At 65.6% G+C, this 2,535-nt stretch carries 2 protein-coding genes; both read left to right on the top strand.

Annotated elements, in window-relative coordinates; translation table 11 throughout:
- The first annotated feature begins 134 nt into the window (after positions 1-134).
- Positions 135-1,649 carry an IS21 family transposase gene (gene istA / locus QQK95_RS33340; protein ID WP_457102398.1) on the top strand — a complete coding sequence of 505 codons (1,515 nt, stop codon included), beginning with the start codon at positions 135-137 and terminating at the stop codon, positions 1,647-1,649.
- Complete coding sequence (istB, locus tag QQK95_RS33335; RefSeq protein ID WP_284278837.1) at positions 1,646-2,461, top strand: IS21-like element helper ATPase IstB; 816 nt, start codon at positions 1,646-1,648, stop codon at positions 2,459-2,461. The genes istA and istB overlap by 4 nt, the downstream gene beginning before the upstream one ends.
- Positions 2,462-2,535 lie beyond the last annotated feature (74 nt).

Here is a 2,535-nt window from a genome sequence, read left to right as displayed (position 1 = left end):
GTTGGATCGCAGGGAGGGCGTAGCCCGACTGGAGTTTCAACCCGCCAGCGCCGCTGCCTTTTTGGGGGCGTTTGTCTGGTGATCGCGGTCGACCGGGTATGCCGGTGGTTTTTCCGATTTGGAGGAATCACTTTGTGCCCGGCCGCCACGTAACCGATCACCAGATGAGGCTCTACATGAAGTTCCGTCAGACCAATTCGACAGCCGTCGCGGCGGCAAAGGCGTCGATCAGCACGGCCACGGCCTATCGCATCGAGAAGGATTCGAGGCTGCCCTCGCAGAAGAAGGCGCCGCGGGAACGACGCCGTGCCGACCCGCTTGCCGATATTTTTCAGACCGAGGTCGTGCCGATGCTGCAAGCCGCGCCCGGCATTCGCGCGATAGCTATCTTCGAGGAGATGCTGCGCCGCCACCCCGATCTGGGCAACGGCGTTCGCCGCACGCTGGAGCGGCGCGTCCGCTCCTGGCGCGCCGTCCACGGCGTGGAGCAGGAGGTCATCTTCCGACAGGTGCATGAGGCCGGCCGCCTCGGCCTGTCGGATTTCACCGACATGGGTAAAGCCGGCATCACGATCGCCGGCCAGCCGCTCGACCACCGGCTCTATCATTTCCGGCTCGCCTATTCCGGCTTCGAGCACGCTCATGTCGTGCTCGGCGGCGAGAGCTTCGTCGCCCTGGCGGAAGGCCTGCAGAACGCGCTGTGGTCGCTCGGCGGGGCTCCCCGCGAGCATCGCAGCGACAGCCTCTCGCCGGCATTCCGCAACCTGGACAAGGACGCCCGGGCGGACCTGACGCGCCGCTACGACGAACTGTGCGGCCACTACGGCATGACCCCTTCCCGCAACAATCGCGGCATCGCGCATGAGAACGGCTCCATCGAAGGCCCGCACGGCCATCTCAAGCGGGCGATCGACGACGCGGCTCTGATGAGAGGATCGAGCGATTTCGGCGATCTGGTCTGCTACCGCCGCTTCGTCGACGAGATCGTCAGCCGCATGAACGCCCGCAATTCCAAGCGCATCGACATCGAGCGCGCCGAGCTCCAGGAACTGCCCGTCCGGCGCACATCCGACTACGAGGAGGTCACCGTGCGCGTCACCTCATCGGGCGGCTTCACGCTGCGCAAGGTGTTCTACACCGTGCCCTCGCGCCTGATCGGCCACCGGCTCAGGGTGCGCCTTTTCGACGATCGACTGGACATCTTCATCGGCGGCACCCTTCTCGTGACGCTGCCGCGCGGACGTGCCTCTCCATCGGGCAAACACGATCAGGTCGTCAATTACCGGCATGTCATCCATTCGCTGCGTCGCAAGCCGATGGCGCTGTTGAACCTGGTCTATCGCGACCAGCTCTTTCCGCGCGAGGCGTATCGGCACACCTTCGACATGCTCATGGAGCGGCTGCCGGAGCGGCAGGCCTGCCGCATCATGGTGGATCTTCTCGCCATGGCTCACGAGCGCGCCTGCGAGAGCGAACTGGCCGACCAACTGGATGCCGCGCTGCAGGCGCGCCGATTGCCCGACATGGCCGCCTTGCGGGAACGCTTCGCCCCCGATCCCTCCCGGCTGCCGAATGTCGTCGTGCGCCTTGCGCCGCTCAATGCCTATGAAGCCCTGCTCGGCGCCAGCCTGACGGGAGACGCGGCATGAAGACCAACACCACTGTCGATACCGCCAAGCTCAGCCTGCTCCTCAACGAACTGCGCTTGCCGGCCATCAAGCTCATGTGGCCGCAATTCGCCGAACAGGCCGACAAGGAAGGCTGGCCCGCCGCCCGCTTTCTCGCCGCGATCACCGAGCATGAACTGGCCGAACGCGACCGCCGCCGCATCGAACGCCACCTCGCCGAGGCCCGCCTCCTGCCGGGCAAGACCCTCGACACCTTCGCGTTCGAGGCCGTGCCGATGATCTCCAAGGCCCAGGTGATGGCGATCACCGCCGGCGACAGCTGGCTGGAGAAGGGGGCGAACCTGCTTCTGTTCGGCCCGCCCGGCGGCGGCAAAAGCCATCTCGCTTCAGCCATCGGCCTTGCGCTCATCGAGAATGGCTGGCGGGTGCTCTTCACCAGAACAACCGACCTCGTCCAGAAGCTTCAGACGGCACGGCGAGACCTGGCGCTCGAGAGCGCTCTGGCCAAGCTCGACAAGTTCCATCTCCTGATCCTCGATGATCTCGCCTACGTCACCAAGGACCAGGCCGAGACCAGCGTGCTGTTCGAGCTCATCAGCGCCCGCTACGAGCGGCGCTCAATGCTCATCACCGCCAACCAGCCGTTCGGCGAATGGGGCAAGGTCTTCCCCGACCCCGCCATGACGCTCGCCGCGGTCGACCGCCTCGTCCATCACGCCACCATCTTCGAGATGAATGTCGAGAGCTACAGGCGCCGCGAGGCCATGGAGCGAAAGCGTGGCCCGGGACGCCCCGCGTCCTATGCCACACCCGCCAACAGCGTCGCTGATTGACGCGCCGCGACAATCAAACCGACAAACCCTCTTGCGCGCGGCAATCAATGCCGCGATCATCACCTCCGCCGCGA

Origin of the sequence: Mesorhizobium huakuii (genome assembly GCF_030160235.1) — a bacterium.
GTDB lineage: Bacteria > Pseudomonadota > Alphaproteobacteria > Rhizobiales > Rhizobiaceae > Mesorhizobium > Mesorhizobium huakuii.
This window is presented reverse-complemented; position numbering and strand designations above follow the sequence as displayed.

Excerpts from the sequence above, each read along its gene's own strand:
- istB (WP_284278837.1), top strand. The coding sequence starts at position 1,646 with ATGAAGACCAACACCACTGTCGATACCGCCAAGCTCAGCCTGCTCCTC.